Raw genomic sequence first — 16169 nt, 5'->3', positions numbered from 1 at the left:
TCCAGCGGTACTGTGAAAGCTGGATAGTGATTTGAGTTAACTTATAACTGAAAGGGAATATAAAGAGCGATAGCAGGGAAAAAGTATACAGCTAGCAAACAGCCAAGCATTATGAGTATAAAAGGCCAAACACCTTGAATGACTTCCGCGGATTTCCCTCCAGACACCGATTGAATGACGAAGAGGTTAAGTCCAACGGGCGGTGTAATCAATGCGCACTCAATCATGATCACAAAAATGATAGCGAACCAAATTGGGTCGATACCTAGCATGCCAAGCGATGGATAAAGCACTGGCATCATGATCAATAGCATAGATACAGACTCAAGAAAGAAGCCCATAATTAGCAAGACAAAACACACTGCAGCAATAAACAAACCTACTTCAGATATGTTTTCACTGACTAACATCGAAATATCTTGAGGAATTTGATACAGAGTAATAGCCTTACCAAAGACTTTAGCGCCAGCAATGATAAGAAAAATCGTTACCGTATTTTTCATTGTACTCATAGCTGCAGCTTTGAATTTTTCAAGGCTAAAGGTTCCCATCATGATGACAATAATCAAAGAAACCGCAACTCCGATACCAGCAGATTCAGTCGGCGTAAATACGCCAGTATAAATACCGCCAATGATGATGCTAGCTAATAACAGCGTTGGTATTGCTCGTAAACTGGCACTTTTGCGTTCAGCGCTAGTCGCCTTTTCACTTGGCGTGTAATCTTTACTGAAACGTGCGTAAAAAAAGCAGTAAACAATGAAACTACCTGCCATTAATAAACCAGGCACGATACCTGCTAAAAACAAATCGACAATGGATTCTTCGGTAATAACGCCATATACGATCATTGGAATAGAAGGCGGAATCAGGATACCTAAGGTACCGCCCGCAGCGATCAAACCGTATACGAATGGTTTGTTATAGCCTCGGTCAGTCATTTCTTTGATAGCTACGTTTCCTATGGTTGCCGCTGTAGCGACAGATGATCCAGAAATAGCCGAAAAGATAGTACAAGAAGCGATTGTGGCAATGCCAAGACCGCCAGGCCAATGGCCGACCCAAGATTGTACGGCTCTAAATAAGTCTTTGCCTATGCCGCCTTGCAGCAAAATATTAGACATCAATAAAAACAGTGGAACAGATAATAAAATAAAGCTGTCGAAAGAAGAGTACAGCGCTAGCGGTGCCATCATTGGAGAGAAGCCAGCTAATAACAGCATCCCTAAACCTAACCCACCTAAGGCAAAAGCAACAGGCACGCCGATTAGCAGCGCTAAGACCATGATAACCAGTAACAAGATAATCGTCATTATAGTGAAACCTCTTCGTGTTCTTGATAATCACCCGCGAACATCAAAAGTATTTCCATGACGGCTTGTAATGTTAGTAACCCAAATCCAATAGGGATGGCTGATTTTGTTGTCCAAAGTGGTAGCCCCAGCATACTTGCTGATGCAGAGCCCATTTCAATGGATTCTTTTAATAATTGATAACCATAAAAGGTAATAAATCCCGCGAAGAAGATGATCGATAATAGTGCGACGAAGTCAGACAGTTTTTTTGCTTTTTCGCCCAGCATATTGGTTAGAAAATCGATGCGAATCAGTGCTTTGTTTTGCAATACCCAACTGGCGCCTAAACAGGTTGCCCAAATCTGACAAAGTAGTGATATGTCTTCTGACCATATAGTAGGTGCAGTAAATATATAACGGGCAACGACTTCATAAGTGATAATTGCAGCGATGAAAACAAACAGTGCTGCAGATAGCTGGCCGCATAATCGAATGACTCGGTAGTTTATACGAACCCAAAGAGCGGGGTGTTCTGCTCGCCAAGCTGACAAGTCCTGCTTTTTTTCTTCATGGTTGGACATAAGCCAATACTCCAAAAAACAACGAAATATCGCGGATGAAGGGCTCATCCGCGATATATTTTTATAAGCTTAAAGGTTTTCGGCAGCCTGAATGACTTTAAAACCGAGTGGACCTGAATTATCTAAGAAAGATTCTTTAACAGAGCTGGTTGCTTTACGCCAAGCGATGATGTCGTCATCAGTAAGATGAATCACCTTCATGTGTTTTTCAGCATCTACGATAGCATCGCTCTCGATTTTTTTGATTTTATCTCTTAGCTCTACTTCAACTTTACGAGCTGCATCAGACAGAATTTTTTGATTATCAGCAGATAAAGATTCCCATACTTTTTCATTAATAACAGTTAAGAACTCAATGTCAGCATGATTTGTTAGGGTAAGGTAATCCATTACTTGGTACAGCTTCCGTGGGCCAACTGCGGATACGCCTGTCATGCCAGCATCTACTGTGCCACGTTGGTAGGCTAGGAATTGTTCAGAGCCAGATAGCGATGTTGGTGCGCCGCCTACTGCCTTAACAAATTCACCTAATGTTTTACCAAAAACACGAACCTTCATGCCTTTCATGTCTTCTGGCTGTTCAATTGGTTTTTTCTTAGAAAGCAACGCTACGCCACCATAAGCTTGCCACCATAATGCACGCGTACCGGTTTTTAGAATGGCGTCATCGAGTAATTTACGAACTGGGCTGTCAGGACGCGTCGCCGCTTCTACCTTGTCTTGAGAAGGAAACATGAAAGGTACATAAAAAACGTCTACGGCAGGGATTGTGCCAGCAAGTTGAGAAAGGCTCATTACACCCATTTCAATAGCACCAGAGCTAACTGCTTGATGTACTTCGCTGTCTTTAAAAAGCTGAGCAGAAGGGTAGATTTTTATCTTTATATCACCATGGCTTTTTTCTTCTACTTCTTTTTTGAAATCTAGAAGGTTTTGTCCAAGGTGATGTTTAAGAGGTAATTGCAGAGAAATCCCTAATGTGGTTTCTGCCAAGGTTGGCAAAGAAGCCAGTAAGGTCGAGGCCAATAAACCTGTTTTTAGAAGAGCTTTATAATTCATGATAATGTCCTATTTTTATTATTAATCGTTATTTTTATACTGCTAGCTTGTGATTTTAGTGCTTTTAATACGAGCTTTAAGGTCAATAACACTTTGTGATAACGGCCTTGTTTCAGTTCGTAAGCCTGCCTTGGCAATTTGTCCTGATATATCGTGTTCTAGTAATTCTGGTAGTTCGCGTGCTATTTCTAATAAATTAGTAAGATGTACGCCTGTGTCTAAACCGCTCGATTCCAGCATGTGCACAAGATCTTCTGTACAAATGTTGCCTGTTGCTCCTGGTGCGTAAGGGCAACCGCCAATTCCACCCAATGACGCATCTAGTTGAGTGATGCCCGCAGATAAACCAGCAAGTGCGTTCGCTAATCCCATACCGCGCGTGTTGTGTAAATGCAACGTGACATCGAGTGCTGGAAAAATATCGCGAACTTGCGAACATAGCTCATAGACTTGTCTTGGTGATGCCATACCTGTTGTGTCAGCAATCGAAATACTCTGAATGCCAGTATCAATATATTGATGAATGACTTTGATTACACGCTCAGGAGAGATAATGCCTTCAAAAGGGCAGCCAAAAGAAGTAGCTAATGAAGCATTAATTCGAGTGTTACTACCTTTCATTAACTCGCAAATACGTTTGAACTGCGCCAATGACTGCTCGCATGACATGCGCATGTTCGAAAGGTTATGCGATTCACTCACCGACATAACCAGGTTGACTTCATCCGCCTTGGTCGCCAGTGCGCGCTCTGCACCTTTTTCATTGGGGACAAGGGTTACATAAGTGACCTTGGGATTACGCGTAATGCTATTCATGACTTCTTCAGCATCACGCAGATTAGGAATTGCCTTTGGTGATACAAAAGAGGTGACTTCGATTTTATTTAAACCAAGTAAAGATAAGCGATCTATGATTTCGATTTTCTTATTTGTTGGAATAAAAAGTGCTTCGCTTTGAAAACCATCGCGAGTCGCCACTTCGTTAATTCGTACCTTGGTCGGTAGATTCTGCATGAACATAATAGGCTCCTAAATCACACCCTTGGCACGTAGCGTGGCAAGCTTGTCTTCATCGATTCCAACTGAGCCCAAAATTTCGTCAGTGTGCTCGCCCAGTTTTGGCCCTAGCCACTGAGTTTTGCCAGGTGTTAGGCTTAATTTTGGTACTATGCCAGGAAGTGATATTTTATCGTCACCAGAAAGTGGGTGTTCAACAATCATTTCTCGAGCATGAAAGTGTGGGTCGTTAAAAATATCTTCCGCATTATTAATACCACTAGACGGCACAGCGGCTTCTTCCAAAATGGCGAGTGCATCTTTAAGAGAGTGCTGAGATGTCCAAGCTTGAATTGCTTCATCTAGTTCGTCGGAGCGTTTAGCTCGACCGTCATTTTGCGCTAACTCTGGATCGTTTGCTAAATCTGGTCGTTCCATTGCATTCATTAAACGCTTGAAAATACTGTCGCTGTTAGCGGCAATAACAATGTAGCGTTCGTCTTTGCTCATATAAGAACCAGATGGTGCAATGCCCGGCATACTAGCGCCAGTACGTTCTCGTATAAAACCGAACATACCGTATTCAGGGATCAAGCTTTCCATCACACCGAATACAGATTCGTATAAGGCTACATCGATAAACTGCCCAGTGCCTTTATTTACTTTTAAGTGATGCATCGCCATCATGGCACCGATTACGCCGTAAAGTGATGCAAGTGTGTCGCCAATGCTGACACCCACTCGAACTGGAGGTCTATCGGGATAACCAACAAGGTGACGTAAGCCACCAATGGATTCTGCAATCGCAGCAAACCCAGGACGCGAAGAATAAGGTCCATCCTGACCATAACCCGAAACACGTAACATGATGAGTTCTGGTTTGACAGCAGATAATTGCTCCCATCCCAGATTCCATTTTTCTAAGGTGCCAGGACGGAAGTTTTCGATGACTATGTCGACGTCTTTAACTAAGTCGTGGATGATGGCTTGTGCATCCGCTGATTTAAGATCTAGCGTAATAGACTTTTTATTGCGGCTTTGTGAGTACCACCAAAGAGAGGTGTCTTTGTACATTTTGCGCCATTTGCGCAATGGATCACCGCTTCCGGGAGGTTCAACCTTAATTACTTCTGCGCCGAATTGAGCAAAAATGCTGCCAGCATAGGGGCCGGCGATGAGAGATCCTAGTTCTAAAACACGTACGCCCTTTAAAGGTAATTCGGTTTCATTGTTAGAATTTGTGTTAGATGACGAGTCGCGTTGGCTCATTCTCGTTTCCCTTAATTATTTTTTGTAATTGTTGTAATTATCATCTTTTAAACTAGAACAAGAGAAAAGCGCCTAAATGTTAGGCTGCCATCTCTTTAGGATATGGCAAGATTGATAGACATTAAGTTGTACGTAAATGGGTTAATAAATGGTGAGCAGCGTCGAGTAGTTGATCCGAACTGCGAACACAGATCTTAAGCTCTCGGTGTGCCCAGCCGTCTAATAATGGCAAAGCCTCTATTCGTGAAGCTTTTATATAGGGGCGAGCAATGTCGATAGGCATAAGTCCTATACCAAGTCCTGATTCCACCATGCTGCAAAGTGCTTCATAGCTGGTGACTTGAATACGCATATTTAGTGGTAAATTGGCATTGGTAGAGGCATTAATCATTTGGTTGTTGATGGCACTTCCTGTATGTAAACCGACATAGTCATGCCCTAAAGTGTCTACAAACTTGACCTCTTTGTATTGTCCAAGGGGGTGCCCAACCGGAGTGATGACCACAAGACGGTCTGTTTTATAAGGATAGATGGAAAGGTCTGGGTATTCTCTTGAAGCGATGGTGACAATACCAATGTCTGCAGCATTTTCAGCAACAGCACGAATGATTTCACTACTGATTTTCTCTTCTAAATGAATTTGCACCAAAGGGTTTTGGTTCAAAAAAGAGCGCAGTTGTTTAGGGAGAAATTGACTGATAGCAGAAATATTGGCCACCATTCGAACTTGCCCTCGAACACCGTGTGAGAACTCATTCATTTGGTTATAAATATCATCCAGTTGATGCAGCACGCCGCGGGACATCTGTAACAACGCTTGGCCTGCAGGTGTAGCAACTACTCCTCGATTGGTGCGCATCATTAATGGGGTATGAAGCAATTGCTCTAATTCCTTGATGCGTTTTGATACGGCTGAAGCGGCAATAAAATTCAATTCGGCAGCACGTGCTATCGAGCCTTGCTCAATGACGCAGACGAATAAGCGCAGGGAAGTTGGGTCAATTCGCATTTATGATTACATCCATACTTTATTGTTTTTGGAAGTCGATTCTATTTTGTATACACCATTAAACGCGCAAAGATCATATCCCATCTCGTTTTTTTCTCATACTATAGCGACATCTTTAGTGTCATTCGGCTACGATTAAACACTTTTTTCACCTCTATTAATTTTCACAAAGGGCTTTCACGATATGGTTTTCGAAGAATATTCTCAGATAATAAAAGGGTTTAAACATGAGGCGTCATTATCTTTAACAGAGACTTTTGACTCTATTTGTGTAGCACAAGACGCATTGATCTCTGAGATCATTGGAAAAGGTGGTGTTATCGCTGGTTGGAAAATTGTCGATAAAGAGGGCGTGATTATTCTTGCTCCTATTTTTGATTTTCAAGTATTTAACAACCTTGGCGAAACTATTCTCCATCAAGCATTTCGTGGAACCGAGTTGGAAGTGTGTTTTCAATTGACTGTGCCAAGCTCAACGGATGATGTAAATGAATTGGTCGCTGAGTTAATGCCTTTCGCGGCTGTAGAATTGATTCGTCCTGCTATTCATCCTACCAATCACTCTGCGTGTGACTTCTATTTCAACTACGGTGTTTTTGTTTCTCAAAAGCCTGTCGCAGGTGAGCTACTTTTCGAAGGTGGCAATCAAGATTACACATTTACGGCTGAACTAGATCAGCTTGTAGAGGCAAAGAAAGACGTGGTGAAGAAAGGGATACTTCAATGTATTCAACGAGGCTACGGCAATAAAGATTACTTTTTTATTACCGGAACCTTAAATGGGTTAGTGCCAGCCGCTGAGTCTTTAGGTGTGAATCGAGTCATCAATCGGAATGAAGCTATTATTCAATTTGATATTGTCTAATAGCTTCATTAATCGTTTTGCTTCATAAAAATGCTGCTTTATCGCGTTGGCCCTTGAGTTTCTTGGACCTTAACATCGAGATTGAGCAGCTCTACTGGTGGCCCGAACTGGGTGTAGATCGCCACATCAGCAGCGTCTCGCCCAAAAGCGATAGCGACACGACCACCTTGTAAATCCGCTTGCGTTGGATCGAATGTGTACCAACGATTGCCAACGTAGGCTTCAAACCACGCATGTAAATCCATCGGCTCCAAACCTTCAAGATAACCGACCACCATGCGTGCAGGAATGGCGAGCGCTCGACAGCAAGCAATGCCCAAATGTGCCATGTCTCGACAAACGCCTCGCCCTAATCCGTTTAGCTCTGATGCACTTATGTTCTGTTCGCCTTCCCCAGGTGTGTATTGAATGTTTTGACGAATATAATCGACGATAGCGCTGCATTGGTCATAACCGGGCGTTAAGCCTGTAACGATGGACGAGGCCATTTCGGTAAAATGATCAGAGTCGCAATAACGACTCGGGTGCAAAAAAGGTAAGGTTTCGTCGGGTAGTTGCTGGATGTCGACAAAAGGCGCGCCAGGTGCAGTATCTGAAGCGTTGGCGGTTTCTATTACCACTGAGATACGAATCGAAAAATGTCCGACAGGAGCAACTAATCTTTGGCATAAGTTTCCAAAGGAATCGGTAAACTCCACGGCTGGCACACTGGGTGACAAGACATATTCTTCCCGAGCAATCCACTGCTGCATACCGCTACGAGGGCGTAACATCAGTACGAAAGGTGACGGTGTCTCAATATTGAACTCAAGAGTACTGGATGCTTCTAGCCACATAAAACAACTCCCGAATTGATAGTTTGCTCATTACAGTAGCAGCTATAAGTATGATCAGCTATAACGGAAGTAAAGTATGAGCATAATAGACTTTAGATGATACAAATATGTATTTGAGCCTTACAAAAAAGGGTCGCCTAGTTGGCGACCCTTTCGTTTTAATAATGTGGCTCTGTTAAGCCTTATTTAGATGCTGCTTTCGCATTGATGCTCAATGCCATGGCTTCGGCGATTTTAATGCCATCAATAGCTGCCGACATAATGCCACCAGCATACCCCGCGCCTTCTCCAGCTGGATACAAGCCTTTTGTGTTGATACTTTCTAGGCTGTCATTATCGCGTTTGATATTGATCGGCGCTGATGTGCGCGTTTCTACGCCAGTAAGTAGAGCATCATCGAAGGCAAAACCACGGATTTTCTTATTGAATGCTGGAATCGCTTCTCGAATCGCTTCGATACAAAAATCTGGCAAGGCATCCGCTAGGTTGGTTAGTTTAATACCCGGTTTGAAAGAAGGCTCCACTGTACCGAGTTTTTCTGGTGTTTCGTTACGTAAAAAGGCGCCGACGGTTTGTGCTGGCGCATCGTAGTTGCTGCCTCCCAACTCATAAGCAAGACTTTCTAGCTTGCGTTGGAATTCGATGCCCGCAAGCGGTCCACCTGGATAATCGGATGGATCAATACCCACAACAATGGCGCTGTTGGCGTTACGTTCGTTACGAGAATATTGACTCATACCATTGGTAACTACGCGATTTTCTTCCGATGTAGCCGCAACGACGGTGCCGCCAGGGCACATACAGAAGCTGTAAACGGAACGACCATTTTTACAGTGGTGAACCAGTTTGTAATCCGCCGCACCCAAAATCTCGTTACCCGCATTTGGGCCAAAGCGGGCTTTATCGATAGAGGATTGCTCGTGTTCGATACGAAAGCCAACCGAGAAAGGTTTGGCTTCGATGTATACGCCTTTGTTGTGCAGCATTTCGAAGGTGTCACGAGCGCTGTGACCAATAGCAATAGCGATGTGTTTAGAATGCAGTTGTTCGCCATCAGCAAGGGTAACGCCAGTGACTTGGCCGTCTTCGATATGTAAATTATCAACACGACAGCTGAAACGAATCTCACCACCTAATTCAATAATCTGTGCGCGCATTTTTTCGACCATGGCAACCAGCTTAAAGGTACCAATGTGAGGTTTGCTGACGTAAAGGATTTCGTCCGGTGCGCCTGCAGCAACAAATTCATTAAGGACTTTTCGGCTGTATTGTTTAGGGTCTTTCACTTGGCTATAGAGTTTGCCGTCAGAAAAGGTTCCCGCCCCGCCTTCACCAAACTGTACGTTAGACTCAGTGTTCAGAATCTTCTTACGCCAGAAACCAAAGGTATCTTTGGTACGTTCACGTACTTCTTTACCGCGCTCCAACACGATTGGCTTGTAACCCATTTGCGCTAAAACCAAGGCGGCTAATAAGCCGCATGGACCAAAACCAATAACGATAGGGCGTTCAGTCAAGGTTACTGGTGCTTGTGCAACGGGATGATAATCTAAGTCAGGTGTGACTTTGACTTGCTGGTGATCCGCAAATTGGCTAAGCAAAACATCGTTACACGTCGTTTCAACATCCAAGGTGTAAATCAATATGATATTAGTTTTCTTACGCGCATCGTATCCGCGACGAAAAACGTTAAAGCTAACGAGTTTCTCTGCTGGAATTTCAAGCATGGATAAAATCGCGCTTTCTATTGCGTTAGCGTCGTGATCAAGAGGAAGTTGGATATTGGAAAGTCGTATCATAGGAATCAATAATTAGAATACTGGGTCAATGGCTAATAGCGGGGATAATACGATATTTTCGTTGAAAAAGCTGTTCTCAAATAACAGAAGTGTTCTTTAAAATGGGGCTCTTCTGTCAAATCACTTTGTGTGGAAGCTAACAATTTGCTTAAAACATACCGAGAATATGCCACCAGAGGAAGTTTAGTGGCAGCAATATCAAACTCGTCAGCGCAAAGGTCGCCAGACAAACCTTAGTGACAGCGCTGATGGATAAATTGCCAAGCGCAATTGCAGTTATCAGAGGTGGCGCTTGATAAGGCAGTAAGACGTTTGAAAATGCCAATACTTGGGTCATTAACACTGCGTTATTAGATAAACCGGTAATGTCAGCAAGATGCTCCGCCATTGGCGTCATAATGGCAGGGACGCCAGCTAGATTGGTTACCACAGCCACGCAAGTGGAAATAAAGGTTAGCAAGCTCAAATTCAGTAAAGCTGAATTTTGGGTGAAAGGAATGACCTCGGTTAAATAATTCACCAAGATAGTACCCAGACCAGAATAGGCAATGATCGCACTTAAGCCAATAATCCCCGCCGCAAATAATAGCGTACCGTACTGAATGTCTTTATCAATGCTGTTTTTTGCCATTAATCCAAGGCTTGGCCATAGGCAAACTAGCGCAGCAATAAGTCCAACCCAACCAGCAGAAATATGATGCAGTGAATCTGTGAACCAGAAAGCAAAACAAGCGCAAAGCACAATTAGCAGCCGTATTTCTATTTTCGTCATGGCTGACTTTTCAATGGTCGCTTGTATGGCTTGGCTTGGTGCTTTATCTGGAAAAAGCCACAGAATAACGCCAACAGTCATGATTAACTTTCCAAGTCCCAAGATAGGGAAGTGCAAAAGTAGATACTCGCCATAAGAAAAGGGCGCGTTGTATAAGGCTTCAGTCATACCTGAAAGTAGCATATTGGGCGCGTTCGCAGGCAAGATAGAGAAGGCTGGTAAAAAGGTTCCAAATGCCGCAGTCAATAACATACCCTTTCGACCATTGGAGTCTTGATCGTAGCCAAAATGATCGGCGAGAGAGGCGATGATTGGAATAATAAGAACGATACGACTTACACCAGAAGGAATCAAAAAGGCCAATCCCATCGCAAACAACGCAATCTTAATAATCGTACCTTGGTAGCTATTACCAAGAATCAGCATCAACAAGCGTGTTGCACGTGAATTTATCCCCGTGTGATTAATTGCTGCCCCAAACACCATACCACTGAACAATAACCAAAATGTCGATGACTGAAATCCAGCGAATATGACTTGTGTTGGAGCAAGTTGGGTTGCCGTCGCAAAAGCAAATAATCCCAAAGCAGGCCAATAAGCTGGTACCAAAGACGTCGCCCAAAAGGCGATACAAATGAACAGTAGTCCAGCAGTCAGTGATTGGGAGAGAGTTAGAAATTGATAGGAAACCACCCCAATGGCAAATGTCATCACTAATATCAGATAAAGCGGCCAGTGTGGTTTGCTTAGAGTTTGCTGTGGATTTTTTTCTGTTGGTGACGATATATTTTGTGAATGACTTTGATTGCTCATTAGAGAACCCTAATGGAGGAAATCTGGCCTTCTTTATACCTAAATTTAGGTGTCAAAGAAGGCCAGTTTTTTATTAGCGAAGATTCACGGCAGTTGCTTCGTCAAAACCTAACATGATGTTTAGGTTTTGTACGGCTGCGCCAGATGCACCTTTGCCAAGGTTATCCAGTTTAGCGACAAGAATGCCAGACTTGTTACCTGGTTCACTTAGAACCGATAACTCGATTTGGTTGGTGTCTTCAAGGCCGTGTGGTGTCAAGAATGGGGCAGCGTTATCAGCCACTACATTAAAACCATTTACCGTTACGAACGTGTCGTTGGCATATACTTCAGCCAATTTAGCTTGTAACTGCTCCATGGTAGTCTCACCTTTTAGTTGAATTGGCAAGAAGGTCAACATGCCTTGGCGGAAGTTACCCACACTAGGAACGAAAATCGGTGCGTTATCCAAACCTGACCATTTTTTCATTTCGGCTAGGTGTTTATGGTTGAAAGACAAACCGTAGGCACCGAATATCGGCGCATTGTTGGTGCTTTCATAACGGTCAATTAACGCGTTACCGCCACCACTGTAACCAGATACGGCATTGATGGAATAGTCATAAGACGCGGAAAGTAATCCAGCTTCAATCAATGGTTTCAACAACAAGATCGCTCCTGTTGGGTAACAACCAGGGTTAGAAACGAACTGAGCATCTTTGATTCTATCGCGTTGCGTGACATCTAGTTCAGGCAACCCGTATACCCAACCTTCCGCAACTCGGTGAACAGAGCTAGCGTCCAAAATACGACAACCTTCTTCTTTTGCCAAAATAACGCTGTCTTTTGCCGCATCATCGGGTAGGCAAAGTACTGTTACATCGGCTTCTTTCATCAGACGACGCTTTTCTTCTACGTCGCGTTTTTTATCTTGGTCGATACTGATGATTTCAATGTGTGGGTGGTTAACTAGACGGTCTTTTACTTGAAGGCCTGTCGTGCCTGTTTCGCCATCAATAAATACTTTTTTCACAGCAGGGTTCCTTACTGGATGTCTTAAATCAAAAGCAGGGCGTCGATTTGAGTTTCCTGCTTTATATTGAATGTTTGGGTCGAATGTTATCGTGAGTAAATAGTGTAATGCATCAGGGTGCAGCTTAATAGTTGAGAGCTTTGCTTAATCTTAAAAAAACTTATTTATCACCTTGTCGATGTAGATAGCGTAAGCCAAGCGCAGCGGTTAGCAAAGCAATAATGCCTCCACAGGCGATAGCCCAACGAGCACCGAGCAAGTCGGCAGTCCAACCGACCAAAGGCCCACCAATAGCCGAACCTCCTACAGAGGTTGCCAACAAAATAGCAATGACTCGACCGCGTATGTATTTTTGAGCGCATAGTTGAATTAGGCTATGTACGGATGTGGTAAAAAGTTGAGTAGTCATGCCTATTAAACAGAGTGAGGCGGCAAATAACCAAAAATTAGGAATGACCGAGGCTATCAAGGCAATTACCCCAAAGCCGATAGCTGAAAAGGATATAAAACGAATATTAGGGCTTTCTCGGTTAGCGGTAATCATGGCGCCGACAATAGAACCTACTGCCATAATAGACATTAAAATACCAAATTGCTGAGAGTTACCAGTAAACACATGCACTGTCATTGACGTCAGATAGACAGTGAAGTTTAGCCCAAACATAGCGAAGAAAAAAAACATGGTGATGGCAATGATCATGTCTGGACGTTGGCGAATATAATAAAATCCATCAAATAAGGTGGCTTTACTAGATTTGCTAGAATCACTTTCGACGCTTGGGAGCAAATTTACTGGTTTGGCCTTTATCATATAAGTGATGGCGATAATTGGAATAAAGGACAAGGCATTTAGCGCAAACACCCAGCCAGCCCCCATTAATAGAATTAAAAATCCTGCGATAGCAGGACCAATCATCCGAGCGCTATTAAATGAAATTGAATTCAAAGAAACCGCGTTAGCCAGATCTTTATCAGCGACTAAATCGGCTACGAATGCATGCCTCGCTGGAGTGTCGAATGCGGTAAAGCAGCCGAGTAAAAAAGCGAAAATATACATGTGCCACAGCTCAAGGTGGCCATTTAGAACCATGATGGCTTGAACTAGCGCGAGCAAACCGCGCAAGCTTTGTGTGACGATAAGTAGTTTGCGGCGGTCGAAGTAATCTGCAGCCCAGCCAATGATAGGTAAGAAAATAAATTGTGGAGCAAACTGCAGAGCGACAACAATGCCCACTGCTGTGGCGTTTCCGTTAGACAGCTCTGCAATCACAATCCAATCTTGTGCAGTGCGTTGCAGCCATGTGCCTATATTTGAGACAAAAGCTCCCATTGCCCAAAGTCGATATTGTGGGTTGCTCAACGAGCGAAATGTTTTGTACAAGGTTATCTCCGATGATGCGGCGTTTTATGTAGAAGCTTTATATTGAAACAGTGTTTTGAAATTATAGCAGGTTATTTTTTAGAAGAAATGCATGATAGGGAATCTGGTCGATCAGCTTGGTTGAGGTTGTGCGACAGGTTACACTTTCGGCTTCTTAAATCAGTAATGTGTTTTTATGAAGAAATCCGATAAGAAAATTGACAATGCCCTTCGTGAAGCATTAACAAATGTGTGTGAAACAGCACTGGATTCTGTGGAAGGTTTTGTCTGGCTAACGCATTTGGTCAATTACAATGCATTTCCTAATTCACTAAAGATCGTTTGTGTTTTCGAAACCGATGAGGCCTTGTCTAAAGCCATTGACGCTAAGCAAGACGAGTACTTTTATCAGCTTATTAGCAGTGAGTTAAATGCCGTTAGCATCAGGCTCAATAAGCTTCGTCAGCAAGTGAGTTTTGATAGTGAAGAAGCCTGCGAGCGTTCCCATAACGGAAAATGGAATGAACGACTCGCTAAGCTGCAAAGTAGTGTGACGCTGCACTGACTGTTAAAAAGGGAAATAGTAGTTTAGTCGTCTGCTTGTGCTTGAATATCTTGCATTGCTTTTTGGAGTTGTGGGTTTTTCTCTTCCAGATATTTTTTAAGACGCGCGATAAATACTTTGTTTTCATGAGAGGGAACGCCGATCTGATGGGCATCAGCGACTTCCACCATAGATACTTTATCGTGTTGATTAAACACGTCGATCATCTGCTCTGCTTTATGATGAGAGATGCCCAGCGCCTCAAATGCAGATCGTCCCATACGCAAGCTACTGTCGTAGTTTTCTCGAATGATATCTCGACATCCCGAAGCCCATAAGTCGTAAACGTGATTATTGTCAAAGGCTCTCGCGATAATGTGTAGGTTAGGGTAGTGCTCTTTGGCATATTTGACCAGTTTGGTGATTTGTTCTGGATTATCAATAGTAATAATCAGCAGCGATGCTTCATCTATGCCTGCGGCTTGTAGTAAGTCTGGACGAGTTGCATCACCAAAGTAATTTTTAACCCCAAAGTTCTGTAGCGCTCTTAGTCTTTTTACACTGAAATCAATTACTGTGGAATGATAACCAGCTAAACGTAAAAGATTGTCTATTGTACTTCCCATTCGTCCTGAGCCGGCAATAATGATTTTGTTGTCATCGGGAAGATCATCGTGTGTTCCCGCTGTTTTGTCTGTGGCATAACGAGGTGCGATTACACGATCATAGATAATGAATAGCATTGGCGTGAGTAACATAGACAAGGCCACGACAAGCAGCAGGATGTCAGCAACTTCCTGAGAAATCACCGCGTTGCTGACGGTAAAAGACAATAAGACAAAACCAAATTCACCCGCTTGAGCAAGACCCAGTGCAAACAACCATTTGTTTGATCCGCGAATACTGAAAATTCGTCCTAATATGAAAAGCGTGGTGGCTTTCAGTAGAATTAATCCGATGGTTAAGCCAAGGATAGAAAGGAAGTGGCTAAACAGTAGAGTGAAGTTTATGCCCGCGCCGACGGTCATGAAGAAGAGCCCAAGTAGTAAACCTTTAAAAGGAGCAATGTCACTTTCTAATTCATGTCGATAAGGTGAGTTAGCCAATACTACACCAGCTAGAAATGTCCCAAGTGCGGGAGATAGTCCAACTAAAGACATGAGTAGCGTTGTGCCGATGACGAACATCAGAGCTGCAGCAATAAATAGCTCTCTTAATTGAGTGACAGCGATAAAACGAAAAATAGGCGTAACCAAAAAGCGACCGCTTAAAATCACAACACCAATGGCACCGATGGTAATCAAAGCGGTTTGCCATGCCTCTAAACCATCAACTAAAGAGACGGAATGGCTCCCGCCCTGTGATATCTCTGCTGCATGACTTAAAGATTCGATGAGCTCCGGTGTGGCAAGCAGAGGAATAAAAGCCAGCATTGGGATAACGACAATATCTTGAGCGAGCAGTACGGCGAAAGAGGATTGTCCGCCATCTGATTTCATTAGGCCTTTTTCAGTTAGCGTTTGAATAACAATAGCGGTAGAAGAGAGGGCGAGTACTAAACCTATGGCTAAGCTGGTGCGCCATTCTTGGTCCAATAGCATCCCCAATCCCATAATAAATAGGGCTGTTAATGCAACTTGTCCGCCACCTAAGCCTAATAATTTGGACTTTAACGCCCAAAGCTTTTTAGGATTTAGCTCTAGCCCAACAAGGAATAGCATCATAACAACACCGAGTTCGGCAAAGTGCTGAATAGAAACAATGTCTACTGCTAATAATGTCAGCAGAGGACTAATGACAATCCCTGCTAACAAATAACCCAATACAGAGCCGAGTCCGAGCCGCGACGCAATAGGAACAGAAATGACCCCCGCAACCAAAAAAATAAAGGTTAGCAACAGCGTGTCAGTCATTTCATTTTTCCTTTTCTAATAACTCAATAGAATAGCGAATGGTTTT

14 protein-coding genes are annotated in these 16169 nt (G+C 43.3%); 2 read left to right on the top strand and 12 right to left on the bottom strand.

Annotation, left to right across the window (positions count from 1 at the left end; all coding sequences use genetic code 11):
- Positions 1 to 41: 41 nt before the first annotated feature.
- The 6 genes from KPL72_RS14595 to KPL72_RS14570 all read right to left on the bottom strand — a co-directional run bounded on the left by KPL72_RS14595 (position 42) and on the right by KPL72_RS14570 (position 6209).
- Positions 42 to 1313 carry a TRAP transporter large permease gene (locus tag KPL72_RS14595; protein WP_219703403.1) on the bottom strand — a complete coding sequence of 424 codons (1272 nt, stop codon included), beginning with the start codon at positions 1311 to 1313 and terminating at the stop codon, positions 42 to 44.
- Positions 1313 to 1876 carry a TRAP transporter small permease gene (locus KPL72_RS14590; RefSeq protein WP_219703402.1) on the bottom strand — a complete coding sequence of 188 codons (564 nt, stop codon included), beginning with the start codon at positions 1874 to 1876 and terminating at the stop codon, positions 1313 to 1315. Before KPL72_RS14590 ends, KPL72_RS14595 begins: the two co-directional genes overlap by 1 nt.
- 69 nt (positions 1877 to 1945) lie before the next feature.
- Positions 1946 to 2935 (bottom strand): TRAP transporter substrate-binding protein, encoded by a 990-nt coding sequence (locus KPL72_RS14585; RefSeq protein WP_212918264.1) that lies wholly within the window; start codon positions 2933 to 2935, stop codon positions 1946 to 1948.
- Between the two features lie 42 nt (positions 2936 to 2977).
- A complete protein-coding gene (locus tag KPL72_RS14580) occupies positions 2978 to 3955 on the bottom strand; it encodes a hydroxymethylglutaryl-CoA lyase (protein ID WP_219703401.1) in 978 nt (325 codons plus the stop codon).
- Positions 3956 to 3964: 9 nt separating this feature from the next.
- Positions 3965 to 5200, bottom strand: a complete 1236-nt coding sequence (locus tag KPL72_RS14575) for a CaiB/BaiF CoA transferase family protein (protein ID WP_219703400.1) — start codon at positions 5198 to 5200, stop codon at positions 3965 to 3967.
- A 121-nt stretch (positions 5201 to 5321) separates the two neighbouring features.
- Positions 5322 to 6209 (bottom strand): LysR family transcriptional regulator, encoded by an 888-nt coding sequence (locus KPL72_RS14570; protein ID WP_219703399.1) that lies wholly within the window; start codon positions 6207 to 6209, stop codon positions 5322 to 5324.
- A 184-nt stretch (positions 6210 to 6393) separates the two neighbouring features.
- Between KPL72_RS14570 and KPL72_RS14565 the strand changes: the two genes are divergently transcribed.
- The gene (locus tag KPL72_RS14565; RefSeq protein ID WP_219703398.1) at positions 6394 to 7074 is read left to right on the top strand and encodes a hypothetical protein; all 681 of its coding nucleotides are present in this window, start codon (positions 6394 to 6396) and stop codon (positions 7072 to 7074) included.
- Between the two features lie 38 nt (positions 7075 to 7112).
- On the opposite strand, the gene KPL72_RS14560 is transcribed toward KPL72_RS14565, so the two are convergent.
- From KPL72_RS14560 to KPL72_RS14540, 5 genes are all read right to left on the bottom strand, one after another.
- Complete coding sequence (locus KPL72_RS14560; RefSeq protein WP_212918269.1) at positions 7113 to 7910, bottom strand: transglutaminase domain-containing protein; 798 nt, start codon at positions 7908 to 7910, stop codon at positions 7113 to 7115.
- 182 nt (positions 7911 to 8092) lie between these two features.
- Positions 8093 to 9709 (bottom strand): NAD(P)/FAD-dependent oxidoreductase, encoded by a 1617-nt coding sequence (locus KPL72_RS14555; RefSeq protein WP_219703397.1) that lies wholly within the window; start codon positions 9707 to 9709, stop codon positions 8093 to 8095.
- Positions 9710 to 9857: 148 nt separating this feature from the next.
- A complete protein-coding gene (locus KPL72_RS14550; protein WP_219703396.1) occupies positions 9858 to 11294 on the bottom strand; it encodes an SLC13 family permease in 1437 nt (478 codons plus the stop codon).
- 73 nt (positions 11295 to 11367) lie between these two features.
- Entirely contained in the window at positions 11368 to 12306 is a 939-nt protein-coding gene (argC, locus tag KPL72_RS14545; protein WP_212918272.1) for an N-acetyl-gamma-glutamyl-phosphate reductase, read from the bottom strand.
- Positions 12307 to 12466: 160 nt separating this feature from the next.
- Positions 12467 to 13687 carry an MFS transporter gene (locus KPL72_RS14540; protein WP_219703395.1) on the bottom strand — a complete coding sequence of 407 codons (1221 nt, stop codon included), beginning with the start codon at positions 13685 to 13687 and terminating at the stop codon, positions 12467 to 12469.
- Between the two features lie 175 nt (positions 13688 to 13862).
- On the opposite strand from KPL72_RS14540, the gene KPL72_RS14535 reads away from it, so the two are divergent.
- Positions 13863 to 14231: a Fis family transcriptional regulator gene (locus KPL72_RS14535; RefSeq protein ID WP_219703394.1), complete on the top strand. Its 369-nt coding sequence runs from the start codon at positions 13863 to 13865 to the stop codon at positions 14229 to 14231.
- A 23-nt stretch (positions 14232 to 14254) separates the two neighbouring features.
- On the opposite strand, the gene KPL72_RS14530 is transcribed toward KPL72_RS14535, so the two are convergent.
- Positions 14255 to 16123, bottom strand: coding sequence for a cation:proton antiporter domain-containing protein (locus KPL72_RS14530; RefSeq protein ID WP_219703393.1), 1869 nt, complete (start codon positions 16121 to 16123; stop codon positions 14255 to 14257).
- Positions 16124 to 16169: the final 46 nt, after the last annotated feature.

This window comes from Marinomonas lutimaris (genome assembly GCF_019426345.1).
Taxonomy (GTDB): Bacteria; Pseudomonadota; Gammaproteobacteria; order Pseudomonadales; family Marinomonadaceae; genus Marinomonas; species Marinomonas lutimaris.
Note: the sequence above shows the minus strand (reverse complement) of the source record. Positions and strands in the feature narration are given on the sequence as shown.

What these genes read in the sequence shown, in the direction of transcription:
- KPL72_RS14535 (WP_219703394.1), top strand. Translation starts at nt 13,863, where the DNA reads ATGAAGAAATCCGATAAGAAAATTGACAATGCCCTTCGTGAAGCATTA.
- KPL72_RS14595 (WP_219703403.1), bottom strand. Translation starts at nt 1,313, where the DNA reads ATGACGATTATCTTGTTACTGGTTATCATGGTCTTAGCGCTGCTAATC.
- KPL72_RS14575 (WP_219703400.1), bottom strand. Translation starts at nt 5,200, where the DNA reads ATGAGCCAACGCGACTCGTCATCTAACACAAATTCTAACAATGAAACC.
- KPL72_RS14590 (WP_219703402.1), bottom strand. Translation starts at nt 1,876, where the DNA reads ATGTCCAACCATGAAGAAAAAAAGCAGGACTTGTCAGCTTGGCGAGCA.
- KPL72_RS14565 (WP_219703398.1), top strand. Translation starts at nt 6,394, where the DNA reads ATGGTTTTCGAAGAATATTCTCAGATAATAAAAGGGTTTAAACATGAG.
- KPL72_RS14530 (WP_219703393.1), bottom strand. Translation starts at nt 16,123, where the DNA reads ATGACTGACACGCTGTTGCTAACCTTTATTTTTTTGGTTGCGGGGGTC.
- KPL72_RS14555 (WP_219703397.1), bottom strand. Translation starts at nt 9,709, where the DNA reads ATGATACGACTTTCCAATATCCAACTTCCTCTTGATCACGACGCTAAC.
- KPL72_RS14560 (WP_212918269.1), bottom strand. Translation starts at nt 7,910, where the DNA reads ATGTGGCTAGAAGCATCCAGTACTCTTGAGTTCAATATTGAGACACCG.
- KPL72_RS14580 (WP_219703401.1), bottom strand. Translation starts at nt 3,955, where the DNA reads ATGTTCATGCAGAATCTACCGACCAAGGTACGAATTAACGAAGTGGCG.
- KPL72_RS14585 (WP_212918264.1), bottom strand. Translation starts at nt 2,935, where the DNA reads ATGAATTATAAAGCTCTTCTAAAAACAGGTTTATTGGCCTCGACCTTA.
- KPL72_RS14570 (WP_219703399.1), bottom strand. Translation starts at nt 6,209, where the DNA reads ATGCGAATTGACCCAACTTCCCTGCGCTTATTCGTCTGCGTCATTGAG.
- KPL72_RS14550 (WP_219703396.1), bottom strand. Translation starts at nt 11,294, where the DNA reads ATGAGCAATCAAAGTCATTCACAAAATATATCGTCACCAACAGAAAAA.